This window comes from Streptomyces sp. NPDC058231, assembly GCF_042882275.1.
Taxonomy (GTDB): domain Bacteria; phylum Actinomycetota; class Actinomycetes; order Streptomycetales; family Streptomycetaceae; genus Streptomyces.
Genome location: NZ_JBHVWN010000002.1, coordinates 193,339 through 219,808, shown reverse-complemented (window position 1 = coordinate 219,808; position 26,470 = coordinate 193,339). Strand labels below are relative to the sequence as shown.

General features: G+C 69.1%; 21 protein-coding genes and 1 pseudogene. 16 read left to right on the top strand and 6 right to left on the bottom strand.

Features of this window, described 5'->3' with window-relative positions:
• Nucleotides 1-184: 184 nt before the first annotated feature.
• Both ACFVXE_RS02480 and ACFVXE_RS02475 read right to left on the bottom strand, forming a co-directional pair.
• The gene (locus ACFVXE_RS02480) at nucleotides 185-721 is read right to left on the bottom strand and encodes a TerD family protein (protein ID WP_389668394.1); all 537 of its coding nucleotides are present in this window, start codon (nucleotides 719-721) and stop codon (nucleotides 185-187) included.
• 129 nt (nucleotides 722-850) lie between these two features.
• Nucleotides 851-1,807 carry a DUF1152 domain-containing protein gene (locus tag ACFVXE_RS02475; RefSeq protein WP_389668392.1) on the bottom strand — a complete coding sequence of 319 codons (957 nt, stop codon included), beginning with the start codon at nucleotides 1,805-1,807 and terminating at the stop codon, nucleotides 851-853.
• Nucleotides 1,808-1,896: 89 nt separating this feature from the next.
• On the opposite strand from ACFVXE_RS02475, the gene ACFVXE_RS02470 reads away from it, so the two are divergent.
• The 7 genes and pseudogenes from ACFVXE_RS02470 (at nucleotide 1,897) to ACFVXE_RS02440 (ending at nucleotide 8,569) form a co-directional block, all read left to right on the top strand.
• Complete coding sequence (locus tag ACFVXE_RS02470) at nucleotides 1,897-2,502, top strand: YdbC family protein (protein WP_389668390.1); 606 nt, start codon at nucleotides 1,897-1,899, stop codon at nucleotides 2,500-2,502.
• Nucleotides 2,503-2,717: 215 nt separating this feature from the next.
• Nucleotides 2,718-3,377, top strand: coding sequence for a histidine phosphatase family protein (locus tag ACFVXE_RS02465; protein WP_389668388.1), 660 nt, complete (start codon nucleotides 2,718-2,720; stop codon nucleotides 3,375-3,377).
• Nucleotides 3,378-3,389: 12 nt separating this feature from the next.
• The gene (locus ACFVXE_RS02460; protein WP_389668386.1) at nucleotides 3,390-4,301 is read left to right on the top strand and encodes an ADP-ribosylglycohydrolase family protein; all 912 of its coding nucleotides are present in this window, start codon (nucleotides 3,390-3,392) and stop codon (nucleotides 4,299-4,301) included.
• Nucleotides 4,302-4,483: 182 nt separating this feature from the next.
• A complete protein-coding gene (locus ACFVXE_RS02455; protein WP_389668384.1) occupies nucleotides 4,484-6,169 on the top strand; it encodes a DUF4153 domain-containing protein in 1,686 nt (561 codons plus the stop codon).
• A gap of 264 nt (nucleotides 6,170-6,433) precedes the next feature.
• Nucleotides 6,434-6,622, top strand: a pseudogene (locus ACFVXE_RS02450) (MerR family DNA-binding transcriptional regulator); the annotation flags it as partial.
• 555 nt (nucleotides 6,623-7,177) lie between these two features.
• Nucleotides 7,178-7,888, top strand: coding sequence for a ribonuclease HII (locus ACFVXE_RS02445; protein ID WP_389668382.1), 711 nt, complete (start codon nucleotides 7,178-7,180; stop codon nucleotides 7,886-7,888).
• A 60-nt stretch (nucleotides 7,889-7,948) separates the two neighbouring features.
• Entirely contained in the window at nucleotides 7,949-8,569 is a 621-nt protein-coding gene (locus tag ACFVXE_RS02440; RefSeq protein ID WP_389668380.1) for a hypothetical protein, read from the top strand.
• Nucleotides 8,570-8,633: 64 nt separating this feature from the next.
• On the opposite strand, the gene ACFVXE_RS02435 is transcribed toward ACFVXE_RS02440, so the two are convergent.
• A complete protein-coding gene (locus ACFVXE_RS02435) occupies nucleotides 8,634-9,263 on the bottom strand; it encodes a hypothetical protein (RefSeq protein ID WP_389668378.1) in 630 nt (209 codons plus the stop codon).
• A 699-nt stretch (nucleotides 9,264-9,962) separates the two neighbouring features.
• Here ACFVXE_RS02435 and ACFVXE_RS02430 point away from each other — a divergent pair.
• On the top strand, nucleotides 9,963-12,122 hold the full coding sequence (locus tag ACFVXE_RS02430; RefSeq protein WP_389668376.1) for a DEAD/DEAH box helicase: 2,160 nt from the start codon (nucleotides 9,963-9,965) through the stop codon (nucleotides 12,120-12,122).
• Between the two features lie 655 nt (nucleotides 12,123-12,777).
• Here the strand turns inward: ACFVXE_RS02430 and ACFVXE_RS02425 are convergent.
• Complete coding sequence (locus ACFVXE_RS02425; protein ID WP_389668374.1) at nucleotides 12,778-13,116, bottom strand: GNAT family N-acetyltransferase; 339 nt, start codon at nucleotides 13,114-13,116, stop codon at nucleotides 12,778-12,780.
• A 22-nt stretch (nucleotides 13,117-13,138) separates the two neighbouring features.
• On the bottom strand, nucleotides 13,139-14,125 hold the full coding sequence (locus ACFVXE_RS02420) for a pirin family protein (protein WP_389668372.1): 987 nt from the start codon (nucleotides 14,123-14,125) through the stop codon (nucleotides 13,139-13,141).
• 83 nt (nucleotides 14,126-14,208) lie between these two features.
• On the opposite strand from ACFVXE_RS02420, the gene ACFVXE_RS02415 reads away from it, so the two are divergent.
• The 7 genes from ACFVXE_RS02415 to ACFVXE_RS02385 all read left to right on the top strand — a co-directional run bounded on the left by ACFVXE_RS02415 (nucleotide 14,209) and on the right by ACFVXE_RS02385 (nucleotide 23,472).
• Nucleotides 14,209-14,691: a carboxymuconolactone decarboxylase family protein gene (locus ACFVXE_RS02415; protein ID WP_389668370.1), complete on the top strand. Its 483-nt coding sequence runs from the start codon at nucleotides 14,209-14,211 to the stop codon at nucleotides 14,689-14,691.
• 493 nt (nucleotides 14,692-15,184) lie between these two features.
• Nucleotides 15,185-16,483, top strand: coding sequence for a DUF4192 domain-containing protein (locus tag ACFVXE_RS02410; protein WP_389668368.1), 1,299 nt, complete (start codon nucleotides 15,185-15,187; stop codon nucleotides 16,481-16,483).
• Nucleotides 16,484-16,822: 339 nt separating this feature from the next.
• Nucleotides 16,823-17,590 carry an NUDIX domain-containing protein gene (locus ACFVXE_RS02405; protein WP_389668366.1) on the top strand — a complete coding sequence of 256 codons (768 nt, stop codon included), beginning with the start codon at nucleotides 16,823-16,825 and terminating at the stop codon, nucleotides 17,588-17,590.
• Between the two features lie 112 nt (nucleotides 17,591-17,702).
• A complete protein-coding gene (locus ACFVXE_RS02400) occupies nucleotides 17,703-19,580 on the top strand; it encodes an ATP-binding cassette domain-containing protein (RefSeq protein WP_389668364.1) in 1,878 nt (625 codons plus the stop codon).
• A gap of 179 nt (nucleotides 19,581-19,759) precedes the next feature.
• On the top strand, nucleotides 19,760-20,641 hold the full coding sequence (locus tag ACFVXE_RS02395) for a FadR/GntR family transcriptional regulator (protein ID WP_389668503.1): 882 nt from the start codon (nucleotides 19,760-19,762) through the stop codon (nucleotides 20,639-20,641).
• A 326-nt stretch (nucleotides 20,642-20,967) separates the two neighbouring features.
• Complete coding sequence (locus ACFVXE_RS02390) at nucleotides 20,968-22,518, top strand: RNA polymerase sigma factor (RefSeq protein WP_389668363.1); 1,551 nt, start codon at nucleotides 20,968-20,970, stop codon at nucleotides 22,516-22,518.
• A 123-nt stretch (nucleotides 22,519-22,641) separates the two neighbouring features.
• Nucleotides 22,642-23,472, top strand: a complete 831-nt coding sequence (locus tag ACFVXE_RS02385; protein ID WP_389668361.1) for a S1 family peptidase — start codon at nucleotides 22,642-22,644, stop codon at nucleotides 23,470-23,472.
• Nucleotides 23,473-23,578: 106 nt separating this feature from the next.
• On the opposite strand, the gene ACFVXE_RS02380 is transcribed toward ACFVXE_RS02385, so the two are convergent.
• On the bottom strand, nucleotides 23,579-23,812 hold the full coding sequence (locus ACFVXE_RS02380; protein ID WP_030927184.1) for a hypothetical protein: 234 nt from the start codon (nucleotides 23,810-23,812) through the stop codon (nucleotides 23,579-23,581).
• Between the two features lie 434 nt (nucleotides 23,813-24,246).
• On the opposite strand from ACFVXE_RS02380, the gene ACFVXE_RS02375 reads away from it, so the two are divergent.
• Nucleotides 24,247-26,367: a type IIA DNA topoisomerase subunit B gene (locus ACFVXE_RS02375; RefSeq protein ID WP_389668359.1), complete on the top strand. Its 2,121-nt coding sequence runs from the start codon at nucleotides 24,247-24,249 to the stop codon at nucleotides 26,365-26,367.
• Nucleotides 26,368-26,470 lie beyond the last annotated feature (103 nt).

Here is a 26,470-nt window from a genome sequence, read left to right as displayed (position 1 = left end):
GGGGGGGGCGGGGGCTCCCCGGGGGGTCTCTGTGTAGTGGGGGGGGGGGGGGCTCTCCCACGTGGGGGGGGGGGGGGGGGGGCGGTACCCGCCCCCCCACCGCCCTCGGCGTGGCCCCGGGGCGTCCGGCCGGGTCGCGACGCCTTGCCGGGGCCCGCGACCCCGTACACGTGTGTCCGGAGGATCATGCGCCGGGCGCGCGGTTTCCCATGATCGCGGCGTACGCGCCGGGGTCGCCGTCGAAGCCCCGGACCGCCCCGCGGAACTGCCAGGTGCCCGATGTGTCCCGGACGAATTCGGCGACGGTGGCCGCGGTGGCGCCCGCGACCGCCGAGAAGTCGTCCTCCGCCAGGCTGGTGCGGCCCTCCCTGACCTGCACGCCGGTACGGGCTATGTCACCGAACGTCTTCCGGCCGTCGCGCTGCTGAATGACGACTCCGACGACGACCCGGGCGTAAGCGCTCGACAACCGGTTCAGTTCCAGGGTCATCACCTCGTCGAAGCCCAGGCCCTGGCCGGTTCTGCTGTCGCGGTTCAGGGTGATGGTCCCGTCCGGTGAACGGCTGTCGAAGTGCACCAGATACGCGGGACTGCCGTACGGCTCGTCCGCCGGATAGGTTGCCGCGATGATGTCCAGGTCATGGGCGGGAGCTCCCGGCGGACTCGGGTCCCATCTGAGTCCGACCTCGACCTTTGCGATGTCCTTGTTGGGAGTGCTCATCGCGCTTCCCTCCTTGCCGTCTGGGCCGTCGAACCGGTCCTATCACCCGATCATGTCCGTAACTCTCCCCGGATCCAACCGGCTTGGTCCCTGGCGGCGGAATCGGGCCAGAGGCGGTTCCGGCGTATTTCAGTGCGGGATGCGACGCGGCGGGCGCTGCCGTATCCCGTCACGGAAGGCCTCGATCGCGCTGCTGACCTGACGGATGAGATGGGTGTGCTCGATGCGGTCGAGATAGAGGCAGTGGCGTGCCACCCCCTCCAGCTCGAAAGCGAAGCAGAGCGACATCAGCGGGTTGATGAACAGCTCACTGCCCCGGGTACGTGACGTGAACTGGACGTTCCCGAAGGCCCCTTCGACCGCAGCGGCGATCGATCCGTTGACGATGCTCGGGTGTTCGGGTGTGTGCCGCTGGGCGTGTGCCACCGCGTCGACGAAGAGGGCGCCCTCGCGCGTCGTGCGGGAGACGGAGAACGCGCCGAGGCAGGCACCGGCGCGTTCCAGAGCGGCGATGTTCTCCAGCACGAGCCCGTGACTCACCCCGTGGTAGGCGTCGATCCCGAAGCCGATGGAGACGACCAGGCGTTCCGGTACATCGATGCCGGCGAGCGCCGCGACGCTGGTCAGGTCCTCCTCCGGGGTGCCGAGTCCGGTTTCGTCGCCACGCATCAGAATGTCCGTACCGCCGTCGACGAGGACCACCGCGTCGATCTCGTACCGCTCGATCAGCGCCCGGTAGGCGGCACGCAACGGCTGCACGCCCACTCTGCGGAACGCGTGGACGGTGCTCGGGTACCGGTGCAGATCGAGCCATTGGGCGAGGGTGCGTTCGGGGAAGTACGCCTGGTGGAGGGAGGTCTCGGGGGTGATGGCGGCTACGTCCGGTGCGAGCCAGGCATCGAGGGGGAGCCCTTCGAGAGCACTGAACGAGAGGTTGGCCAGCCGTACGTCCTTGCCCTGGTGAAGCAGGGAGAGCGCCACCGGCAGCCCCGCGTAGACATCGAATCCGCCGCCCGCCCCGGTGACGAGGATGCGCTGCGACGATGCGAGGCGGGCGAACAGCGGGTTGGCGTGGAGAGCCGTCATGGAGATCATTCTGCGGTTCGTCGTGACCGGTTCGGACGTACTCGGTCAGAGCGTGACCTGCGCCACGTCCGGCGCCGTACGATGGCGCGGTGCTGGTCAAGTGGATTCGCTGCACCGTGAGGGACCGTCGTGGGTTCGAGCGGGGGCAGCGAAAGTGGGCGGGGCTGCTCGGAGAGCCGGGGTTCAGGGGACAGGGGGGCGGATGGAGTCGAGGCCGACCGGAGGTCGCCCACGTGTTCGCGTTCTGGGAGAACCGGGTCTTCTACGACTCGTTCATGGCCCGTGCACATGATCAGTTGGCTGCTGCCCAGTCCGGAACGTTCAGCGACAGTCAGGTCAAACTCTTCGAGTACCGCTTCGATGTGAAGACCGGCTTCGAGCCGCGCTTCACCGATGCGGATGTGGTCCGAGTCGCGCACAGCAGAGTGCATGAGGACCGGGTCGAGCACTTCGCGCTGATGCAGCAGAGGGTGTGGAACCCGGCGATGGCCGGTTCGCCCGGCATGCTGCGCGGGGTGTTCGGGGAGGCGCCGGGGCACGAGTTTCTGGTGCTGTCGATGTGGCAGTCGAGCGCCGAGCGCGGCAAGTACCGGCCAGGGAGCGTCGAAAGGCTGTCGCAACGGGCTCGGACCGAGGACGACGTGGCGGCGCTCGAGGGGGACGTCGTGCAGCTGGAGCCCTCCTGGACGGTGTGAGCAGGGACGACGACACCGCTGCGGCCGGCAGGCCCGCGTCCGTGAGGGGCGGAATACGCACCGGCGCACAGCAGGAGGAACCACGGGGTGATCGGACGGAGCGCTGAGGCGGTGCTCCGTCGTCCGTGTCCGTGGTGTCACTGCGGTGGCGACATACGAGGGACGGAGTCCGGACAACTGCTCGAATGGGCTTGTGTCGATCTAGGGTCTGTCCTATGGGACGACCGCAGCGCATTGTCCTCGTCCGGCACGGCGAGTCCGAGGGCAATGCCGATGACACGGTGTACGAGCGTGAACCCGACCATGCACTGCGGCTCACCGCGACGGGATTGCGGCAGGCCAGGGAGACGGGGGTGCAGCTGCGTGAACTGTTCGGCGAGGAGCAGGTCAGCGTGTACGTCTCGCCCTACCGCCGCACCCACGAGACGTTCAGATCCCTCGGTCTCGACCTGGAGCGAGTACGCGTGCGGGAGGAGCCCCGGCTGCGCGAACAGGACTGGGGGAACTGGCAGGACCGCGATGACGTAAGGCTGCAGAAGGCCTACCGGGATGCCTACGGACACTTCTTCTACCGCTTCGCGCAGGGAGAGTCCGGAGCCGATGTGTACGACCGGGTCGGAGCATTTCTGGAGAGCCTGTACCGGAGCTTCGAGGCCCCCGATCACCCGCCCAACGTTCTGCTGGTCACGCACGGGCTGACCATGCGGCTGTTCTGCATGCGCTGGTTCCACTGGTCGGTGGCCGAGTTCGAGTCGCTGTCCAATCCCTGCAACGGGGAGACGCGGGCCCTGACGCTCGGCGAGGACGGGCGCTACACACTTGACCGGCCGTTCGAGCGGTGGCGTACCCCCGAGCCGTACGGCATCACCGGATAGAGTTGGACGGCGATGACCGCTGAATCCGCTTCCGCCCGACGCTTCGAACGCGCCCTGGCCAGCCTGCGCGGGCTGGCTGTGGGGGACGCTCTGGGCTCCCAGTTCTTTGTGCCCGCCAACTATCCGCTTCTCAAGCAGCGAGCCGTGCCGCCCGGGCCCTGGCAGTGGACCGACGACACGGAGATGGCCTCTTCGGTACTGGCCGTGCTCATCGAGCACGGTCGTATCGACCAGGACGCGCTCGCCCATGCCTTCGCCGACCATCACGACTTCGACCGGGGATACGGCCCCGCCGTGAACCGGCTGCTCCGACTGGTCCGGGAGGGCAGTGACTGGCGTGAGCTGGCGTCCGCGCTGTTCCAGGGGCAGGGCTCGTGGGGCAATGGTTCGTCGATGCGTATCGCGCCGCTGGGCGCCTGGTACGCGGACGACCCCGAGCAGGCCACGCACCAGGCCGAGATCTCCTCGTACACGACGCATCAGCACCGCGAGGCCGTCGTCGGTGCGATGGCAGTGGCGGCGGCAGCCTCGCTCGCCGCCGCCCCCGGAGGACCGCCGACGCCGACCGGTCTCCTCGACGGGGTCATCGCACTCGTACCGCGCAGCGCGGTGGGTGCAGGGCTCCGCCGGGCCCGAGACATGCTCGACTACAGCGACACCGGGACCGTGGCCGCGGTTCTGGGCAACGGCCGCCGTACCAGTGCACATGACACGGTGCCGTTCGCCCTCTGGTCGGCGGCGCGGAGTCTCGGCGACTTCGAGGAAGCGTTCTGGGTGACCGCCCAGGCCGGTGGAGACGTGGACACGACCTGCGCGATCGTCGGCGGGGTCATCGCGGCGGGGGAGAGCGGTGCGCCACCGGCCGGCTGGTCCGCACAGACGGAAGAGCTGCCGGACTGGCTCCGGGGACCCGGCCGAAGCTGAAACACCTCGACTGTCACGGTCCTGACACAGCCCTGCCATGGGTGACTGCGCGTGGCGACCGGCGGCTACTCTTTCGGCCACGCAGCCCCTGATGATCATCCTGATGGGCGTGCGCCGAATGAGATGCCGGGCCGCTCGCGCTGTTCACACGCATGGGCGGACCCCGGTGGGGGAGGGGTCCCATGTCCGAGCACACGTCAGAGCCGGCCCGGCAGCCGGAAGCGCCGGTGGTCTCCGATGCTTCCGAGACGCGGAAGGCGACCGCAGATCGGGAAGCCGTTCCCGGGGAGCCGAAGACGCCGGTACATGCGGAGGCGGGGCGGCCTCCGCAGCCGTCCGATCCGTGGCAGGGTGCCCGGCCGGCGGAAGGCATACTTGCCCCGCTGCGCCCGGCCCGTCCGGCCGCTCTCCGCGATGCCACGCTCTGGTCGGTCGTCGCCACCGCGCTCCTCAGCGCCCTGCTGCTGGGCGACGGCCTCGGCTCGAACCTGCTGATCGTGGCCGTCCCGGCGGCGCTCGGGGCCTATTTCGCCGCCCAGGCAGCAGGTCGTCGGCTCCGGCCCTGGTCCGCCGCGTGGGCGGTCGGTGGCCTCGCCCTGCTCGCCGTCCCCGCGCTCCGGGACGCGGGCTGGCCCACCTTTCTCGCTGTGGTCTCGGCCTTGGCGCTGGGCTCACTGACACTGCACGGCAGTCGCAGCTGGCTCGGGGTCTTCCTCGGTTCGGTCGGTCTCTTCCCTTCCGTCACCAGGGGTCTGACGTGGGGAGCGACCGGTGTCCGTGACCGGATGTCAGGCTCCCATCATCGGTGGGGCGTCGCGCTCCGGTCCGTCGCGGTGGCCGCCGTCCTGCTCGTGGTCTTCGGGACACTGTTCGCGAGCGCGGACGCCGCGTTCGCCGATGTGCTCGGAGACCTGATTCCCGATGTTTCGGTGGGCGAAGTCCCGTGGCGGCTCTTCCTGTTCGCGGTAGGTCTGGTCGGTGCGCTCACCGCCGCGTACACCGCTGCGGCTCCTGTGCGCTGGGACGGCATAACCGTGCGGGCCGGCAAGGCCCGCGGCCGACTGGAGTGGGCCCTGCCGCTCATCGTGCTGAATCTGCTCTTCGCCGTCTTCATCGCCATCCAGCTCACCGTGCTGCTCGGCGGATACGACAAGGTGATGGCCGAGACCGATCTCAGCTACTCCGCGTATGCACGTCAGGGTTTCTGGCAACTGCTCTGGGCGACGTTGCTCACCCTCCTCGTGATCGCAATCGCCCTGCGCTGGGCCCCGCGAGGCCGCGCGGGGGACCGCACGCTCGTGCGAGCCGTACTCGGTGCACTGTGCCTGCTGACCCTGGTGGTGGTGGCCTCGGCGCTGCGCCGCATGGAGCTGTACGTCGACGCCTACGGCCTGACCCGGCTGCGCATATCCGTGGCCGCGGTGGAACTCTGGCTGGGCGTGGTACTGGTCCTGATCATGGCGGCAGGTGTGTTCGGTGCACGTCTGCTGCCGCGCGCAGTGGCGGCGAGTGCGGCTGTCGCCGTGCTCGTGTTCGGCCTGGCCTCGCCCGACGGGCTGATCGCGGAACAGAACGTCCAGCGCTTCCGCAGCGACCACGCGATCGACATCGACTACCTGCGGGGCCTGTCGGCGGATGCCGTACCGGCTCTCGACACTCTTCCCGAACCGCTGCGGTCCTGTGCTCTCAACGAGATTCAGCGCACGCTGCGTGAGCGCGACGATCCGTGGTACGCCACCAGTTGGGGCGAGGCGCGGGCACGCGACATTCTCGGTGGGCGGAGCGCGGACCCCTACCCGACGGACTGCCGTACGCGAGGCGGCGAGGGTGGCGACGGCTACGGGGACGATTCCTACGACCCGTACTAGCCCGGGTGCCATGCGGCGAGGCGGACAACCGGGCGGCTGAGCTCGCGGTCGGGCATCCGACCGGTGGTGCCCCAGGAGGCTCCCGCGCCGGGCAGCCGGGCCGGCCCCGTCAGCCGGCGTCGAGGTCCACACCGGCCGGGTCCGGTCGCGGCTCCGGCCGGCGGGGGGTTGAAACTGTCGCTGCGGCAGCTTCTACCGTCCTGATCGGGGCCGGAGACACCGGCCTGGCGAAGCACTCGTGAGGGAGCGGCGACGGACCGGCCGATCGCGGAGATCGCCCGGATGACGGGCGTGGTCGCCCGGACTCTGCGGCACTACGACGAGATCGGCCTTCCGCCGTCGGTCCGGATCGGCGCCGACGGCCACCGCTACCACGAGGAGCACCAGCTCCTGCAGCAGATCCTTGTTCTGCGGGCACTGGGCGTCGGACTGCCCGAGATCGGCCGGGTCCTCACCTAGCAGATCGACGAGGCCCGCGGTCCGTCCTCGTGAACATCGGCTCCCCGTCGGCGCGCAACGATCCTCAGCTGGAAGGGAGAGATCCCGGCCGGGATCGGCGGCTGCGTGATGCCCCACTGTCCTGTTCGGCCACGGCCGCACCCTGAATTATCTCCTTCGCGATTGCGATTTGAGGCACGGCCGCAGGACTCCGCTCCGTGATCGCCCAAGAGGATCGCCAACCGCTGACCGGTCTCTTCGGGAGGCAGTGAACCCTGCTACGGGGCGTTCGCGTACTCGTTCCGATGCGTCGAGCGGAACGGCTCCGGAGTGCCTCCGGCGGTGGCGATGTATGCCGGAATGGTGTGCGGAAGCGAATGGGTGGATACGCGCGCAATCGAAGCGACCGCAAGGGGCCGAGGCAGGACACGGTGTCTCCGTCCCGGCCCCCGAACGGCCGACGACAGTGTCGGACCGCGAGCTGTTCCCACCGCGGCGCCGGGGCCGGGGTCACGGTCCGGCGCCCCGGGGTGTTCGTGGCGCCCACGTCGGCGTACCCTGGCTGGCGCCATGCCGTACGAACCACCCACGCACACCGTCGAGCGCTCACTGCGCGCCACCACCGGTGCCAGGACCGTCGCCGGTGTCGACGAGGTCGGACGCGGAGCGTGGGCGGGGCCGGTCACCGTGTGTGCGGCCGTCACCGGCCTCCGCAGACCTCCCGCCGGACTCACCGACTCCAAACTGATCAGCCCGAAACGCCGTGCCGAGCTGGCGCCGCTGCTTCGGGACTGGGTCACGGCCTACGGGCTCGGTGACGCCTCGCCGCAGGAGATCGACGAACTCGGGATGACCGCAGCCCTGCGTCTTGCCGCGGTACGCGCTCTGGAAGCGCTGCCCGTGCGCCCCGACGCGGTGATCCTCGACGGCAAGCATGACTACCTGGGAGCGCCCTGGACGGTACGTACCGTCATCAAGGGTGACCAGTCCTGTATCGCGGTCGCTGCCGCTTCGGTGATAGCGAAGGTCCACCGGGACACGATGATGGCCGAACTGGGCGCGGGGTCGGGGGAGTACACGGACTTCGCCTTCGATGCCAACGCCGGCTATCCGTCGCCCGTGCACAGGGCCGCTCTGGAGGCACTGGGACCCACGTCCCAGCACCGCCTCTCGTGGTCCTACCTCGACTCGCTGCCCAGGTGGCAGCACCTGAAGAAGGTCCGCATCTCCGCCGAGGCGGCAGCACTGGAAAGCGGGGGCCAGCTCGGCTTCGACTTCTGATCGCACATCTGTACCCACCCGCTGACGTCTTCCGCGTCGGCGTTTGATAGACAACCACCCATGCCTCTCATCCCCGAGGAGCCTCAGATTCACGAGAGCGCCCAGGGTCCCCGCGTCACCCCGGCCACAGGCCGTACCGCGCCGACCCCCCGTCCCGTACCCGGTCCGCGTTCCGCGGCCATGCCGCGCCCAGGTATCCCGGGGCCCCGCCCCGCGAGGCCCGCACCTCCGGCGCAGCGCCCGCAGTCCACTTCCGGCCAGCCGCGGACGGCCCGGTCGGAGCACCGTTCCGCGCCGCAGATCCAGGTGATCCCGGCCCCCGCCGACGGCGCGCTCGACGCCGCCGACGAGGCGGTCGACCTGCTGCTCGACTCAGGCCGGGCACCTGGCGACATCCTCGTGCTCACCACTGGTGAGCAGCACCCGTGGGCGGTGCACGAGCTCTCCTTCGGAGAGGCCGCCTACTGGGCCCAGCACGATGCGGGCGATGACGTCTTCTTCGCCGGGGCCGCAGCTGCGGGCCGCGTGAAGTCCCGCCCCGTCGTCGTTGTCGCGGTCAACGGAGACGTCGATGACGTCACCACCCGCGCGCTGCCCCGTGCACGGGAGTGCGCCGGGGCGTTGCTGATCGTCTGCGGTGACCCGCAGCGGATCGACGCCGTGCTCGGCGCCGGCGTCTGACCGGACGACGCCAGGGCTGTGGTGACCCGGCTGCCCGACGGGCGGCCGGGTCCCGCCACAGGGGTCAGCGGGCCGCGGTTCGCCGCAGTACTTCCACCGCGCCGCCGCCGGTGCGCAGAGGCAAGGGATTGTGCTCTGCCATCGTGTCGGCGAGATCCGACGGCGTCGATACGGAGTTGGGTCTGCGACCGCCCCGGCCCTCGCCCAGCACCTGCCACCCGCCGCGGGTGAGCGTGATGTAAGCGCCGCACCGCAGACCGTGCAGCGTGCAGGCATCCCGCAAGCCCCACATCCACGCCCCGTCCTCCTCCGTCCACCGCTCGTCCCCCTCGCGGCAGTAGAGCAGCACCGCGGTGCGGACGGGTGTCCTGCGGCGCAGGTCGTGCGGAATGACCCGGCGCAGATGCGCCAGCAGCGCATTGCGGAACTCCCAGCCGTCCGCGGTGACGGAGCGTCGGGCGAACGAAGCGCTGGCCGTGAGGCGTTCCTCGTGGTCGAGTACGGCGACGACTGCGGTCGCCGGGGTCGGCCGGTGCCGGGCGTGCAGTCCGCTGACCACCTCACGCGGACTGCGGAGCAGCGGTATGCCCGCCGCGGCCCATTCGGCCGGTTCGAGCATTCTGGCAAGGCGGTTGGCGGAGTCGGCGGAAACCGACAACGAAGTGGCTGCGGACGGAGCGAATCCGAAGGTCACGATCCTCCCTTCGCATACGCGCCCACGGTGCGGGCAGGGTCGAGTGGGGCGCACCGCGGCACAGCCCTTCCGGGCCGCAAAAGGACCGTGCGGGGAGCGAGTTCAATTCTCCCTGGCGTATCGGCAGGCGGCAACGAGCAATTGATGCGGCTGACCGGAATCAGCCGGAATGATATGGATATCCCTGCCCAGACTGTGGACGGGTGACGCCTCTGTCCCGCCAGAACGGCGAGGACCAGCGGAAACACCCCCTCCGGGCAGGCCGGAGGCGATGGTCGCCTTTCGTTGAGTTCCGCCTCCACGCCAGGTCTGTCGAGTCCGCCGCCCCGCACGCCGTCCCGGGCGTCCATGGGCCTTTGATCCGCAGCTGCCATGGCCACCAGGGCGGTCGTCGGGCCGGAGCCGCTGGCCCGGTGGGAGCGCGGTGCGTCTCGTCGACCACGAACCATCCGGTCGGACGGCGCGCCCGGTCGGGACCTGGTCTCCGGGGCCGGGCTGTTCGTGCCCTCGGGGCGCGCACCCGGGGCGGCGCTCGGGAACCGGGTGACATTTCGGCCCTGACCTGCGTAGACATGCCGAGCGGGATGGCCGTGGCGGACGGCTCCGCCAAGACCGTCCGCGACCGGCGCGCCGATTGCGACCTGAGTGTCACGCTGGGTGAGTTGGCCGATTGTCCTTGCCATCGGGTTGCATGGGGGCATGGACAACCTGGAGCTCCGCACTGAAGCCGACGCCATCCTCGCTGAGCTCGTCGGTGCCCCGGAGGGTTCGGCGCGACTGCGGGAGGACCAGTGGCAGGCGGTGGCGGCCCTGGTGGAGGAGCGCCGGCGCGCCCTGGTCGTGCAGCGCACCGGGTGGGGCAAGTCGGCGGTGTACTTCGTCGCCACCGCTCTTCTGCGTCGGCGCGGCTCGGGCCCCACGGTGATCATCTCGCCGCTGCTGGCGCTGATGCGCAACCAGGTCGAGTCGGCGGCGCGGGCCGGTATCCAGGCGCGCACCATCAACTCCGCCAACCCGGAGGAGTGGGACGCGATCTACGGGGAGGTCGAGCGCGGCGAGACCGACGTTCTGCTCGTCAGTCCGGAACGCCTCAATTCTGTTGATTTCCGAGATCAGGTACTGCCCAAGCTCGCGGCCACGACCGGTCTGCTGGTGGTTGACGAGGCGCACTGCATCTCCGACTGGGGTCACGACTTCCGGCCGGACTACCGGCGGCTGCGGGCGATGCTCGCTGAACTTGCCCCCGGAGTGCCGGTACTGGCCACCACTGCGACCGCCAACGCTCGAGTCACTGCGGATGTGGCCGAGCAGCTGGGTACCGGCGCCGGCGAGGCCCTGGTCCTGCGCGGCCCGTTGGAGCGGGAAAGCCTGCGGCTGGGTGTGGTCGAGCTGCCGGATGCCGCGCACCGCCTGGCGTGGCTCGCCGAGCACCTGGACGAGCTGCCGGGCTCGGGAATCATCTACACCCTCACGGTCGCCGCGGCCGAGGAGGCCACCGTCTTCCTGCGGCAGCGCGGCTTCCAGGTGGCCTCGTACACCGGGAAGACGGAGAACGCCGACCGGTTGCAGGCCGAGATCGACCTGCAGGAGAACCGGGTCAAGGCGCTGGTCGCGACATCGGCGCTGGGCATGGGCTACGACAAGCCGGACCTGGGGTTCGTTCTGCACCTGGGTTCGCCGTCCTCGCCGATCGCCTACTACCAGCAGGTGGGGCGTGCCGGGCGCGGTGTGGCCCACGCGGATGTACTGCTGCTGCCCGGAAAGGAGGACGAAGCCATCTGGCGCTACTTCGCCGACACCGCCTTCCCGCCCGAGGCGCAGGTCCGTCAGACCCTCTCGGCCCTCGCCGGTGCCGGACGGCCCCTGTCCGTGCCGGCCCTGGAAGCGGCGGTGGATCTTCGGCGCAGCCGGCTGGAGACGATGTTGAAGGTGCTGGATGTCGACGGCGCGGTCAAGCGGGTGAAGGGCGGCTGGACGGCCACGGGGGCCGAGTGGGTGTACGACGCCGAGCGCTACGCGTGGGTGGCTCGGCAGCGGGCGGCCGAGCAGCAGGCCATGCGCGACTACGTGAGCACGACTCGGTGCCGGATGGAGTTCCTGCGTCAGCAGCTGGACGACGAGGGGGCGGCCCCGTGCGGTCGTTGCGACAACTGCGCGGGAGTCTGGGCCGATCCCTCCGTCTCGGCGGAGACCCTGACGGGTGCGACGAAGGAACTTGACCGCCCGGGGGTGGAGGTTGAGCCTCGCCGGATGTGGCCGACGGGGATGCCCGCGCTGGGCATTGATCTCAAGGGACGCATCCCGGTGAAGGAGCAGTGCTCCACCGGACGCGCCCTGGGAAGGCTCTCGGACATCGGCTGGGGCAACCGACTGCGCCCGCTGCTGGCCGAGAACGCGCCCGACGTGCCCGTTCCCGACGACGTCCTGCAGGCTGCGGTGGCGGTCCTGGCCGATTGGGCACGTTCTCCGGGCGGCTGGGCGCCGAATGTCCCGGACGCCTCTGCGCGGCCGGTGGGAGTCGTCGCTGTACCGTCCCTGACCCGCCCGGAACTCGTCGGCTCCCTCGCACAGGGAATCGCGGCCATCGGCCGCCTCCCCTTCCTGGGAACCCTGGCGTACACGGGGCCGGCCGACGTGCACGCGGCGCGCCGCAGCAACTCCGCCCAACGCCTCAGGGCGCTCTCCGGCACCCTCGGTGTTCCTGACGACCTGGCTGCTGCGCTGGCCGGTTCCCCCGGCCCCGTCCTGCTCGTGGACGACTGCACGGACTCCGGCTGGACTCTCGCAGTCGCCGCCCGCCTGCTCCGCCGGGCGGGGAGCGAACAGGTCCTTCCGTTGGTCCTCGCCGCGGCTGGCTGAGTCACCCGCCCGAGGCAGTGGGCCCGCAGGCCGCATCGGAGGACGCCCGATCTCGCCTCCTGGCGGTGCCTGCCGTCGTCATGGAACGACGGCAGGCAGGCGGCTACCCGCAGGTCGGACCATGGAGGAGATCCGCAACGTCGCCGGCGACCGGGAGGCCGCATCTCTCGACAACGCCCGCGTCGTGACGGATTGGCCGGCACAGGACGTACGGCTCCAGCTGTGGATCGTCCTGGGTTTCCACGAACTCTCCGTGGTAGAGGCCGTTCACGACGACCTCTGGTGCATGGGCAGCCTGAACGACGACGGCAGCGTCACATCTGCTGGAGCATCTACGACGATCTCTGCGAGGCGCTTCGGGGCCTGTAGCAAGACAGCTCCGGCCGCTAGCCACGGATCAGAAGGTGATCCCTGCCGGATCCGCCCCTGTCGGGTGGAGCGGAGAGCTCGACAGCGGCACCGGCACCGGGCCGACGGACCGGCGGCACGGGGGAGCGGCGGAGGACCCGCGGGAACCCGGCGGCTCAGCCGCGGGCCGGCACCGCCGCAGATGCGCCCGCATCAGCATCCGGAGTTGTCCGACGAGGCCGAGCGGGGAGCTGGGCCCTGTGGGTCGGTACGGGCCCCACCCCGCACCCCTGGTCATGACTCAGCCTCAGGCCAGTTCCCCTTCCAGCCAACGCTGGACGTCAGGGGTGACGGGATCGGTGATGTCTGAGAACTCGTCATGCTTCTGCAGGTACTTGGCCACGTAGGGGCACACGGGCACAATCCGCTTGCCCTGGGCGCGGACATCGGTGAGTGCCTGCTGCACCAGTTGGCCGGCCAATCCGCGGCCGGTGAAGGCGTCGAAGATCTTCGTGTGGTAGAAGACGCGCTGCTCGCCGCGGTCGCGGAAGGCTGTCAGGCCCGCGCGCTCCCCGTCGACCAGGATCTCGTAGCGGTGCCGGTCGTCCCTGCGCTCGACGGTCAAAGCGGCGGGAGGCTGGTTCATCGTTGTTCCTCTCGGGTGCGGATCAGCGGCGCGGCGGATTGCGGCGCGGCGCGATGGTGGCGTTGGGCAGGACAGGGGCGGGCAGCCGGTCGCCCGGGTACCCCTCCACCGCGCCGAAGCGGTCGGAGGCGCTCTCCCATTCCTCTCGCGCCCGGACGATGTCCTCGTGGCTGCGTCCGATGAAGTTCCACCACATGACGATCTCCTCCTCGAAGGGGGGCCCACCGAGGAGGATCGTGCGAGCCGGTTCATCGGATTCGTTGTGGAGCGTCAGTGTGCTCACGCCGGGATGCACGTAGCCGAGTTCCGCCGGGCGCAGCAGGGTCTCGGTCAGGCGGACGTCTCCGCGGTCCACCAGCAGCCCATGCTCGAAGTCGGCGTCCACGGGGAGCGCGAGGGAGGCGCGCGGTTCCAGGACGACCTCGGCGCCGAGGAGGGGGGTGAAGGTCCGTACCGGTGACACGTCTCCGGCCAGCGACCCCAGGAACACCCTGATCTCGGCCCCGTCGATCCGTACGGGAGCGGGCACGTGGTGCTGGAAGTCGCGTGCAGTGTGCCGGTGTCGCTCGGGAAGTGCCACCCACAACTGCACACCGTGCAGAACGGTCGTCCGTGCGGTGGAGGTCTCCGAGTGGCTGATGCCGTGCCCGCCCGTCATCAGATTCAGCTCACCGGGCCGTACGTACGCGTGGCTGCCGATGCTGTCACGGTGCTCGATCTCCCCGCTGAACAGCCAGCTCACCGTTTGCAGCCCGGTGTGCGGATGCGGGGCCACGTCCATGCCGCCAGTGCGGGCGACGTCGTCCGGGCCGTAGTGGTCGGCGAAGCACCAGGCTCCGATCAGGGTCCGGGCCCGCTGTGGCAGCGTGCGCCGCACCGTCATGGCCCGCGGGCCGCCCAGAGGCACGTCGCGCGGGGTGAGCACATCGACCTGTCCCACGCTCGATCGCTCCTTGTCTTCCGCGGATCCGCATCGCATCCCCACAGGGGCTGTCTCGGCATCGCTCATTGAGGAGCACCTCCATCGCTCATGATAGTTTCATATTCAACAACATGCCGCATCGCCCTGGCGACGCCCGAAGGAGTCCCGAGTTGAGCAGCCCCGTGCTGGCGTCCGCGGTCCGGCGGATCTTCATCGACAAGCAGAGCCCCGACGCCTATCGCGCACTGGTGCAGACGTCGGAGGCGGTTCGGTCGGTCGCCGCCGGTGCCGGACTGGACCGCACCCTCGTGGAGTTGGTCAATCTGCGTGTGTCGCAGATCAACGGCTGTGCCTACTGCCTGCATGTCCACACCCGGGCGGCTCTGCACGTGAACGAGACGACGCAACGCCTCGGGGTACTGGCCGCCTGGCGGGACACCGAGCTGTTCACTCCCGTGGAACGCGCGGCGCTCGCACTGGCGGAGGCGACCACCGAGCTGGTCGACGCCTCCGTGCAGGAAGCCGCTTATACGGACGCCCGGGAAGTGCTCACAGACGATCAGATCTCCGCGGTGATCTGGGTGGCGGTCACCATCAACGCGTTCAACCGGGTCTCGATCATGAGCAAGCATCCAGTGCGCCCGGAGCGTTGACCGCCTGTACGGGTCCAAGGGGGTGTCGGAGCCCGCAGCCTGCTCAGGTCGGTCGGCCGTTCGGGCTGACCAGTAGTACGTTCCCCTCCCGACGGCCACCCGGCCTGGACGGTGACCCACTTCTGCGTATTCGGCCGAGTCGACCGGACGGGTGGTGATTCCGGCCCGGGCCGCGGCCCGGTTGCGCGTCAGCGCGAGCGGCGGCGGGGCGCTCAGCGTCGGGCCGCTGGACGACAGGCTCTCTGAACCTGTCCGCGCCGGGCACCTCGATGGCCCGCCACCGGTCCTCACGCAGCCAGGCAGCGCCGAGGGCGTTCCCGACGAGTCGGGCCGGTACGGAACCGGTCGAAACCCTGAGCTCTGCTCGTTCCGCGTTGGTCATGCCCTCCATGGAACCTGACGGCTACGACAGTCCGCGAACGACCTCACGCCCCTGTGGACAACTTATCCACAGGGGGTCGCGGAAATTTGCTGCCCGCGGGACGGTCGTGCCATGAACAAGCGCCACGAACCCACCGGGCCGGCCGACGAGCAGCAGATCACTCTGCGCGGGCCCGCCGAACTCGCCGATGCCCTGCCCTATCTCATGGGCTTCTATCCGAACGACAGCGTGGTCATGGTCGCTCTGCACGGCGGCCGGGGCCGCTTCGGCGGGCGGCTCAGGCTCGGCATCCCGCGGTCCGAGCAGGAATGGCCGCACGTCGCCGAACAGCTCGCCGAGTGCCTGGTCAAGGGGAGCGAGCGGCGCGGAGAACACCCCGACGCGATCGTCATCTTCCTCTGCCAGGATCCTGGGGAGGGGGAGACGCCCGGTCAGGCGATGGAGCGTCTGCGGCCCCTGGCTCAGCGGCTGCGCACGGCATGCGGCGCTCTCGACGTGCCCGTGCTCGAAGCCCTCTGCATCTCCGCCGGGCGGTACTGGTCCTACTGCTGCCCGGACGCGCGCTGCTGTCCCACCGACGGCAACGTCTTGTCCATGCCGGGTACGTCGGTGATGGCGGCCGCCGCCACCTACGCGGGAATCCAGGTGCGGGGATCTCTGCGGGAGATGGAAGCCAGACTTGCTCCTCTGAAGACCCAGGCAGTGGCGGAGCAGCCACAGGCCCTGGACTCGGCGGGAGCGGCACTGGTGCCGAGGATCCTCGACGAGGAAGGGCGCAAGGAGGTGGCTCGCGAGACCCTGGCGCTCGCCCGAGTGATGATGAAACGCCTTCGGGAAGCGCCGGCGACCGCTCCCTCCGCGGCCGACAGCCAGGACGACTCGCTGATCAGCCATGACGAGGCCGCTGCGGTGATCCTCGGTCTTCAGGACCGGGACACCCGGGACAAGGCCGCGGAATGGATGGAAGGCGCCGAAGCGGAATCCGCGCTGCGGTTGTGGCGGGCACTCTCGCGTCGTTGCGTCGGGCCGTACGAGGAGCATGCCGCGGCGCCGCTCACACTGGCCGGCTGGGTCTCCTGGTCGACCGGTGACGAACCGGGTGCACGGGTGGCACTGGGGCTGGCCCTCCGGGTGGATCCCGACTACACCTTCGCTCAACTTCTTCACCAGGCATGCAACCAAGGACTCGACCCGGAAGCCCTGCGCCGTTGCCTGCGAAGCGAAGGCAGTGGGCACACGGGCAAGGATCACCGCCCGGAGCACGGGGCCCGGCTCCGGGCGGCACGTCCGTCGGCCGGGAGGGGGAAGAGGACACAGTCCGGCTCCGTCCGCCCCGGAACGGCGATTGCCCGACGGCGAGCGCGCGAACCGCGGGCTCATGGACGGGGCGGGAACAGGGGTGGGCGATGACCGTGCGGACCGGTGGGACTGTGCGGCGACATACGTGAGGACGGCAGAAGGGGATCGGCGCGGGGGCGAGGCGTCGGGGCCGGTGAACGAGAAGGGGCCGTCAAGGGGCCGTCGATGGTGTTCTTCGTTCGCACCGGGCTCGGCGATCTCCGGGGTGCTGCCGAACCGAGCCAGGACGTACCGCAGGCGGGCCGTCGGAACAGTGCAACAGCGGCAGGGACTTGAAGGCTCCTCGCTGCACAGGAGCGAGGAGCCGACCCAGGGGCCTGCGGGATCGGAGTGAATGAAGAGCATGATGAAGGGAGTGTTTATCGTCAGGCAGACGACTATGATCACGGCATGCCGCCCTACGACCCGTCGACCTTCCCGCCCTTCGCTGTCACCGTCGACCTGGTCGTGCTCACCGTGCGGCGTCATGCGCTCTGCGCGCTGGTGGTCCGCCGCGGTGAGTCTCCGTTCCAGGGCCGGTGGGCGCTGCCCGGAGGTTTCGTCAAAACCGACGAAGACCTCGCAGCAGCGGCAGCGCGTGAGCTCGTCGAGGAAACCGGACTGTGCGCACATGATCCGGCAGCTCCGGCGGTCGGCAACGGTGCCCATCTCGAACAACTGGCCACCTACGGCGATCCCAAGCGGGATCCCCGGATGCGGGTGGTCAGCGTCGCCCACCTCGCGCTGGCCCCCGACCTGCCAGCCCCCCGCGCCGGTGGCGACGCGAACAGCGCGCGCTGGTCTCCTGTCGAGGAACTGCTCGCACCGGCGGAGAGCGGCCTCGACCGTGAGGGTGAACAGCACGCCCCGCTCGCCTTCGATCACGCGCAGATCCTCGCCGACGGTGTCGAGCGAGCCCGTTCCAAGATCGAATACTCCTCGCTGGCCACGGCCTTCTGCCCGCCCGCGTTCACCGTCGGCGAGCTGCGCCGGGTGTACGAAGCGGTCTGGGGGGTGGTTCTCGACCCACGGAACTTCCATCGCAAGGTGACAGGCACCCCTGGCTTCCTGGTGCCCGCCGGCGGGACGACCACCCGCCAGGGCGGGCGTCCCGCCCAGCTGTTCCGGGCCGGTGCGGCCAACGTGCTCAATCCGCCCATGCTGAGGCCTGAAGTCTGACCTCGCGGAACGCCCGCAAGGTCGATGCTCCACAAAAAGTCCGAAATGCCGGGTTATCTTGCTGCGGTAATCACCCTGCCGCCGAGCGGTCTCACCTTCCGCGAGAGAAGCGATGCTCCAGGCCATCGGACTGACCAGCGCCCCCCGCCGCGGCCTTCCGCCCGCTGTGGACGACCTCACCTTCGAAGCCAAGCCCGGCCGTGTCACCGCACTCCTCGGCGCCCCCGGCTCAGGCAAGACCACCGCCCTCCGGCTCATGCTCGAAATCGAACCGGGCCGGGGCATCACCTACTTCCGCGGCAGACCGCTGCACCAGATCCCGCACCCCGCCCACGAAGTGGGTGTGCTCCTTGGAGACGTACCCGGCCATCCGGCCCGCACCGTCCGCGGCCAGCTCCGCATGCTCGGCGCCGCGGCGGGAGTACCCGCTTCGCGGGCCGATGAGGTGCTCGATGCCGTCGGTCTCGCCGCGCTCCGCGACCAGCGCATCGGCACGCTCTCGCTCGGCATGGACCGGAGGCTGGGCCTCGCTTCGGCGCTGCTGGGGGACCCGCACGCGCTGATCCTCGACGACCCCGGGGAGGGGCTCTCCCCGGGCGAGTGCAACTGGTTGCACGGATTTCTGCGAGCCCATGTCGCACGGGGCGGAACGGTTCTGTACACCACCTGCGACCCCAAGCAGGCGGCGCGCGCAGCTGATCATGTGGTCACCGTGGATGCCGGACGTGTCGTCGCCGACCAGGAGATCACCGACTTCTCCCGGACCCGGCTGCGTCCCCGTGTCGCGGTCCGTACCCCGCATGCCGCCAGACTCGCCGCGATTGTGAGCCGTGAGGCGCGTGCGGCTCAGCGCTCCGTCGAGGTGGTCACCGAAGCGGGCAGCCGCCTTTCGGTGTACGGCAGCAGCTGTGCGGAGATCGGAGACACCGCATTCCGTCACGGGCTGCCCGTCCATCAGCTCGCCGACGAAGTCGGGGACGCACGTCCTGCGGCCGCCGTCGCTTTCGGGGTGGAGGCCGGGGTACCCCGATCCGCATCCGGGGCGGAGGCGGAGACGACGCGACCGGCTTCCGAGGCCGAGGCGAAGCGACCCGCATCCGGGGCGGAGGTCGCATCGACGCGCTCGGAACCGGCCGTCTCCGGGCCGGCCGTGGCAGCGCGATCAGCATCCTCCCCCTCCGAGCCGGACCTCTTGCCTCCGATCCGTCGGCGGCCGGCCCGCGGTCCGCACCGGCCACTCCGTTACGAACTGCGTCGCCTCTTCGGTGTCAGAACGACGACGTTGATCATGGCTGCCGTGCTGGTCGCCTCTGTCGGGCTCTCCGTCGTGCTCGCCCGCACGGGCCATGCTCCACGGCCGAAGGTCCTCGCGGCCTGGCCTTCGCTGCTGCCGCTGCCGCCCGCGGCCTTCGGCGCCGGGCTGCTCGGCGCCCTGTCCTTCGGTGACGAGTTCCGCTACCCCGCGCTCGCGGCGGGCCGTGGCACCGTTCCCCGCCGCATCCGGCTGCTGCTGGCCAAACTCGTGGTCAGTGCGGGCGTCGCCTTGCTGCTTGCGTTCCTCGTCGTGCCGGCCTCCGCGGAGGCGGTCCATCTCGTGTACGGAAGCGATTTGATCAAGGTTCCGTCGAATGCGGGCTCTCTTGCCGGGAGTTGGGCGGGGCTGAACGTGGGCTGCGCCTGGGCCGGTCTGCTGGCTGCCGGAATCTTCAGGGTGACGACCGCCGGAGTCGCCGCGGTGCTCGCTGTTCCCGTACTCGTCGTGCCGCTTGTCCGGGAGATGTCGGCGGGGCCGGCCACCGATTCGCTGCTCGGGCTTCCCGCCAGGCTCCGTGAGCTGGTCTGGGTGCAGTGGCCGCACGAGGCGGACCCGTGGCTGCTGGCAGTTGTGCGTGTGGTGGCGCAGCCGGTGGGTGCGGCGCTGTCGTTGTCGCTCTCGGTCCTTGTCTGTACATACGCGTTCACCAGCCTTCGGGGCAGGGTCCGTTGGTGATCGCTGGGCACGGAAGGCCGGTGCGGAGCCCGTAGCCCCCTGAAAGTGCCTGATTTATACCGAAAACGCGTCAATTGGCGAGCGGACGCCGATCACCCTTTCGTGTGCTTTTCACCAAAGACCTCAAGGGGTGGGCGAGCCACGCCGACAAATGATGCGTGAGTACCCTTGCGCACACCATGATGACCGCCGCCCGCTCCGTCGATTCCGGCATCGCCGGCCCGGGTGAACTCGATCGCTACCCCTATACGGAGGCGCCGGCCGGCGAGCGTGCCGCCATTCGTTCGTGGGACGGCAATGATGCAGAGCTGGGCCGGGTGAGCCGACGGGGCTCGGCGAGCCGTGGCCGTGGCCTCCATGGGCAGCTGGTTCAGCAGCTCGGTCAGATGATCGTCTCCGGTGACCTGGGTGCCGACCGCCCGCTTGTGCCGGAGGAGATCGGCCAGCGTTTCGAGGTCTCCCGCACGGTCGTGCGTGAGTCGCTGCGTGTCCTTGAGGCCAAGGGTCTGGTCAGCGCCCGGCCCAATGTGGGTACCAGGGTCCGCCCGGTGAGTGACTGGAATCTGCTGGATCCCGACATCATCGAGTGGCGAGCCTTCGGTCCGCAGCGTGACGATCAGCGTCGTGAGCTGGGCGAGCTCCGCTGGACGATTGAACCGCTGGCCGCGCGACTCGCTGCCGGTCATGGTCGTGAGGAGATTCAGCAGCGGCTCGGCGACATGGTCGAGATCATGGGCCACGCGATTGCGCAGGGTGACGGAATCACCTGTTCGCGGGCGGATGCCGAGTTCCACTCCCTGCTCATCCAGGCCGCCGGCAATCGTATGCTCGAACACCTTTCCGGCATTGTTTCTGCGGCCCTGCAGGTCTCGGGCGGTCCGATCACGGGCTGCGACCGGCCCAGCGAAACGTCCCTGGGTCACCACGCCCGGATCGTCGACGCGCTCGCGACCGGCGACGCGGTCGGCGCCGAGGCGGCCATGCGTCAGCTGCTGGTCGTCCATTCCGAAGTGGAGCGACCGGAGGTGGAGCGGGTGGTGCCCGCGCCGCGCGAGCACTGAGCGCGGTACGGCCGGGGGTGTACGGAACCATGTGTCGCCGGACCTCCGAGGTCCGGCGACACAATTATTGAAAGTTGTCACCCTTTGTCACGTTCGTAGCAAAATGGGGTGTGACTCGGGCCACGTGGATTGGGCGTAACACTCCTGGAGACAGTGCGATGACCTAAGAGGTGACCGCCGCGGAAGGAATACAGCAGCCATTGAGCGCGCTGTGGAGTTCTGAGGCCAAACCCGCGCCGTCGGTACATTCCCTGCCCGACGGTCGTCGGTTCCAGCCCTCCCCGGGCCGGGCCGGAAGCCGTTTCCATCGTTCCGAGAGGTTGTTCGTGTCGGCCAGCACATCCCGTACGCTCCCGCCGGAGATCGCCGAGTCCGAGTCTGTGATGGCGCTCATCGAGCGGGGAAAGGCTGATGGGCAGATCGCCGGCGATGACGTGCGTCGGGCCTTCGAGGCTGACCAGATTCCGCCAACCCAGTGGAAGAATGTTCTGCGCAGCCTCAATCAGATCCTCGAGGAAGAGGGTGTGACGCTGATGGTCAGTGCCGCGGAGTCGCCCAAGCGCACCCGCAAGAGCGTCGCAGCGAAGAGCCCGGTCAAGCGCACCGCCACCAAGACCGTCGCGGCCAAGACGACCGTGACGAGGACCGTCGCGGCCACTGCGGCCCCGTCGGCCGAGACTGTGGACGTGGCGGCCGACGACGCTGCCGCGGCCAGCCCTGCGAAGAAGGCGGCAGCCAAGAAGACGGTTGCCAAGAAGACCGCCGTGAAGAAGACGGCGGCCAAGAAGACAGCAACGAAGAAGGCCGGCAAGAAGGACGCCGACGACCTCCTCGACGGCGACGAGGCCACCGAGGAAGTACAGGTCGGCAAGGGCGACGAGGAGGAGGGCGAGGGCGAGAACAAGGGCTTCGTCCTCTCCGACGACGACGAGGACGACGCGCCTGCCCAGCAGGTCGCTGTCGCCGGCGCCACGGCCGACCCGGTCAAGGACTACCTGAAGCAGATCGGCAAGGTCCCCCTCCTCAACGCCGAGCAGGAGGTCGAGCTCGCCAAGCGCATCGAGGCAGGTCTTTTCGCCGAGGACAAGCTGGCGAACTCCGACAAGCTCGCCCCGAAGCTCAAGCGCGAGCTGGAGATCATCGCCGAGGACGGCCGCCGGGCCAAGAATCACCTGCTGGAGGCCAACCTCCGACTCGTGGTCTCGCTGGCCAAGCGCTACACCGGCCGCGGCATGCTCTTCCTGGACCTGATCCAGGAGGGAAACCTCGGTCTGATCCGCGCGGTCGAGAAGTTCGACTACACCAAGGGCTACAAGTTCTCCACGTACGCCACCTGGTGGATCCGTCAGGCGATCACCCGCGCCATGGCCGACCAGGCCCGCACCATCCGTATCCCGGTGCACATGGTCGAGGTCATCAACAAGCTCGCGCGTGTGCAGCGTCAGATGCTCCAGGACCTGGGCCGCGAGCCCACCCCGGAGGAGCTGGCCAAGGAACTCGACATGACCCCTGAGAAGGTCATCGAGGTTCAGAAGTACGGCCGTGAGCCGATCTCCCTCCACACTCCGCTGGGTGAGGACGGAGACAGCGAGTTCGGTGACCTGATCGAGGACTCCGAGGCAGTCGTCCCGGCCGACGCGGTCAGCTTCACACTGCTCCAGGAGCAGCTGCACTCGGTGCTCGACACTCTCTCCGAGCGTGAGGCCGGCGTGGTCTCGATGCGTTTCGGTCTCACCGACGGTCAGCCGAAGACCCTCGACGAGATCGGCAAGGTCTACGGCGTGACGCGTGAGCGCATCCGTCAGATCGAGTCGAAGACCATGTCCAAGCTGCGCCACCCGTCGCGTTCGCAGGTGCTGCGCGACTACCTCGACTAGGCCGCAGCAGTACGCAGGCCGAGGGCCCGGTTCCGATGGAGCCGGGCCCTCGCCGCGTGTGCGGGCAGTGAGGAGTTAGGTGACTCTGAGTGGGCAGGTTCCACCAAGGAGTCAGGAGTAGGTATGTCGCGTACGTCCGTCCGGGCCGTGACCGGGACGCTCGCCCTGGTAGCCGCCGCAGCCGTGATACCGCTCGGGTCACCGCTTCCGGCGGCCGCCGACAGCATTGTCATCGGCGGCCAGCCCGCTCACGTCAAGGACAGCCCGTGGGTGGTGGCGCTGTCCAGCCGTAACCGTTTCGGAGGTACGCGCGCGGGACAGTTCTGCGGCGCTGTGATGGTGGCCCCGTCGAAGGCGCTGACTGCCGCGCACTGTCTGGGCCGGGAGGCGCTCGGCACGGAGGCGGGCAAGGTGGACGATCTGCTGGTCATCAGCGGACGGGACGAGCTGAACGGCCCCGGCGGCCGCGAGATCGCCGTCAAGGAGACGTGGATCAACCCCGACTACGACCGCGCCACCAACACGGGCGACCTGGCGGTGCTCACCCTGGCCGAGGAACTCCCCGAACAGGACGTGATCCCCATGGCTGCAGCCGGTGACAAGTCCTACGAGCTGGGTACCGAGGCCAAGGTCTACGGATGGGGTGACACCACCGGTAACGGTGACTATGTGACGTCCCTCCGCTCCGCCAAGGTGAGCGTCCTGCCGGACAGCACCTGTGAGCGGGCCTACCCGCAGGGCAGGGGCCCTGCGTACGAGGCCTCCGGGATGCTCTGCGCGGGCGACCCGAAGGGCGGGTACGACTCGTGCCAGGGGGACAGCGGAGGGCCGCTCGTGGCCCATGGGCAGCTCATCGGCCTGGTCTCCTGGGGGGACGGCTGCGGGCTCGCAAGCAGCCCCGGTGTCTATACGCGCATCTCCGCGGCCGCAGAGTGGATGGCGGCCAGTAGCTGACCGGCGTCGCTGCGTAGGTACGAGAACGGGCGGCTTCCCCCTGGGTGGGGAAGCCGCCCGTCGGCCGGTCCGGGACCGGCCCCCGGCTCGTCGTGGATGCGAGGTGTCAGTGTTGTTCCTCTTCGGCGGCATTGGCCTGCACGGCCGTCAGCCGGTCCGTCTCATCCTGTATTTCCGCGGCGATCTTCTTGAGTTCCGGCTCGAACTTGCGCCCGTGGTGGGCGCAGAAGAGCAGTTCACCGCCGCTGATCAGGACGACGCGCAGATAGGCCTGGGCGCCGCAACGGTCACAGCGGTCTGCTGCGGTCAGCGGGCTCGCGGGGGTCAGAACAGTAGTCACGTCGCCTCTTCTCTAGCTCGACGAGCTGTCGTACCAGGGTCAACATCCAACCAGGCCGAAAACGTTCCCGCTCGTGGCTTTTCTTCGAAACTTCTTCTCAAGATGGCTGTCTGTTGCCGGTTGGCGGCGAATGTGCCGTATTGCGTAGCGCTACGGTTTCGCGTTGCTTGTCTTGGTCGGTCCGGCCGGCCGGCTTGCCGGTTTGTTCATGAGGACGTGCCCGGAGCCTAAATGGTTCATGCCTCGAAGGGAACGTGATGTGCACGTCACTCCTACGAGTGATCGAACGCGTATGCGAGGCTGGACTACTGTGAGCATTCCCCGAGGGTGGCGTTACAACCGCTCTACCAGGCCTCGGTACGCTCTCAGCGGTACCGAAGCCGAGCCCGTTACCCATCCGGGCCCCAAATGAAATTCAGCGAGGAGCGAACCGCGTGACCGCCGATACGTCCGTGCCGTCAACTGCGCTGCTGAGCGGAGCAGACCGAGACGGCTCCAACTACACCGCGCGGCACCTTCTCGTACTGGAGGGGCTCGAAGCGGTCCGCAAGCGTCCCGGGATGTACATCGGGTCGACCGACAGCCGCGGCCTCATGCACTGCCTCTGGGAGATCATCGACAACTCCGTCGACGAGGCACTCGGCGGCTACTGTGATCACATCGAGGTCATCCTCCACGACGACAACTCCGTCGAGGTCCGCGACAACGGCCGAGGCATTCCCGTCGACGTGGAACCCAAGACCGGTCTGTCCGGCATCGAGGTCGTCATGACCAAGCTGCACGCCGGCGGAAAGTTCGGCGGTGGGTCGTACGCCGCGTCGGGCGGTCTGCACGGTGTCGGAGCCTCCGTCGTCAACGCGCTCTCGGCCCGTCTCGACGTCGAGGTCGACCGCAACAGCGCGACCCACTCGATCAGCTTCCGGCGCGGTGTCCCCGGCATCTTCACCGAGCAGGGGCCGGACAGCCCGTTCGACCCGGCCAACGGCCTCCGCAAGGGGAAGCGGGTCCCGAAGGCACGCACCGGCACCAGGGTGCGTTACTGGGCCGACCGGCAGATCTTCCTCAAGGACGCCAAGCTCGGCCTGGAGACGCTTCACCAGCGGGCCCGGCAGACGGCGTTCCTCGTCCCCGGCCTCACCATCGTGGTGCGCGACGAGCGAGGTCTGGACGGCCAGGGCAAGATCGAGGAGACGTTCCGCTTCGACGGCGGCATCAGCGAATTCTGCGACTACCTCGCGCAGGACAAGGCGGTCTGCGACGTTCTGCGGCTGACCGGACAGGGCACCTTCAAGGAGACGGTGCCCGTGCTCGACGACCGCGGGCACATGACGGCGACCGAGGTGACGCGCGAGCTGGTGGTCGACATCGCCATGCGCTGGGGCACGGGATACGACACCAACCTCAAGTCCTTCGTCAACATCATCGCCACCCCGAAGGGCGGCACCCACGTCACCGGATTCGAACGCTCCGTGACCAAGACGATCAACGAGGTGCTCCGCTCCGCGAAGCTGCTGCGGGTGGCCGAGGACGACATCGTCAAGGACGACGCCCTGGAGGGCCTCACCGCGGTCGTCACCGTACGGCTGGCGGAGCCGCAGTTCGAGGGCCAGACCAAGGAGGTGCTCGGCACCTCGGCGGCCAACCGGATCGTGGCCAACGTCGTCGCCAAGGAGCTCAAGGCCTTCCTGACGTCCACCAAGCGGGACGCCAAGGCCCAGGCCAGGGCGGTACTGGACAAGGCGGTCGCCGCTGCGCGCACCCGCATCGCGGCCCGTCAGCACAAGGACGCCCAGCGTCGTAAGACCGCGTTGGAGTCCTCGTCGCTCCCGGCCAAGCTCGCGGACTGCCGCAGCGACGACGTGGACCGCAGCGAGCTCTTCATCGTCGAGGGGGACTCCGCGCTGGGTACGGCGAAGCTTGCCCGGAACAGCGAGTTCCAGGCACTCCTGCCGATCCGCGGCAAGATCCTCAATGTCCAGAAGGCGTCCGTCTCGGACATGCTGAAGAACGCCGAGTGCGGGGCGATCATCCAGGTCATAGGGGCCGGATCCGGCCGGACCTTCGACATCGACGCCGCCCGTTACGGCAAGATCGTGCTGCTGGTCGACGCCGATGTCGACGGCGCGCACATCCGCATCCTGCTGCTCACGCTCTTCCAGCGGTACATGCGGCCGATGGTCGAGGCGGGACGTGTCTTCGCCGCTGTGCCTCCGCTGCACCGCATCGAGCTCGTCCAGCCCAAGAAGGGTCAGGACAAGTACATCTACACGTACTCCGACGGCGAGCTGCGCCAGAAACTGCTGGAGCTGCAGCGCAAGAACGTCCGGTACAAGGACTCGATCCAGCGGTACAAGGGTCTGGGCGAGATGGACGCCGACCAGCTGGCGGAGACGACGATGGATCCGCGCCACCGCACGCTGCGGCGGATCAACATCGGTGACCTGGATTCGGCCGAGCAGGTCTTCGATCTGCTGATGGGCAACGAGGTCGCGCCCCGCAAGGAATTCATCACCAGCTCCGCGGCCACGCTGGACCGCTCGCGTATCGACGCCTGACCGGCGGACACCGTCTCCACCCACGGGTGGAGACACCGTCTCCACCCACGATCAACCCCTGAGCCGATCTCCTGACCTGGTCTTTTCCGTAGCGTCGAAGGCG